Raw genomic sequence first — 778 nt, 5'->3', positions numbered from 1 at the left:
ATTTGTAATTAAGCGATGCTCAATATCATCTAAGGCTTTCAAGCGCTGCGGCAACTTAAATGGAATCGAATCAGCTATGGGCCTTTGTAGAAGATGAGTTAATCCTGGGTCGAAGCAGTGGTATTTATAATGAGTCGCTGTTTATTTCGGGTGAAGACAAGCTAGTTAAGGTTTTACGCTTAGGAAAAATAGCGATGTTTTTCAAAACCTCTGATGGTGAATATGGGGTGATTAAGCAAGAGAGTAGCGGATGGAATCAAGCTTCAATAAGCGGAAGTGAAAATCTACGCGAACTTGATTATTTATTTGATTCTTTCAATAAGAACATCCGCAACGGATTGTTCAAGGTACCTAACTTTCTTCCTGCTAACACTTCCTCGAATTAATTTTAGGCCTAACACGGATATTTGATGTAATGAATATGAGTAACTTAATACGATTATTATCGCTAATGATGGTGGTTTTCAGCTTATCATTTACTGTTCAGGCAGGAGAGCTAGAGCAGGCATATCAGAAGGAATATGCTTATCTGGTCGCTGAGAAAAAGGCTTTAGAGCAACGCTTGGTTAAGTTGTCCGAATCTCAGGAAATTACCTTGAAGAAACTTCAGGGTGATATTGATGGCCTGCAAAAAAGCTATTTAAAGAAAAAGAATCAGGTCGATCGTCTCAATCAGGATATTGTCGAAGCCTCGCGTGATGTCGACTTCAATGAGAATGACCAATTACTGCTTGAAACAACTCTTATACAGGCTCGCTCAAGTTTGAGTAAGCTGGGT

2 protein-coding genes are annotated in these 778 nt (G+C 39.3%); both read left to right on the top strand.

Annotation, left to right across the window (positions count from 1 at the left end):
- The first annotated feature begins 59 nt into the window (after positions 1-59).
- A complete protein-coding gene (locus A3761_RS03455) occupies positions 60-386 on the top strand; it encodes a DUF3450 family protein (RefSeq protein ID WP_068749818.1) in 327 nt (108 codons plus the stop codon).
- 35 nt (positions 387-421) lie between these two features.
- The coding region (locus tag A3761_RS03450; RefSeq protein ID WP_156491563.1) for a hypothetical protein at positions 422-778 on the top strand (357 nt) is incomplete at its 3' end.

This window comes from Oleiphilus sp. HI0123, assembly GCF_001635315.1.
The sequence above is the reverse complement of the archived record's forward strand: the minus strand, read 5'-3'. Positions and strand labels throughout refer to the sequence as shown.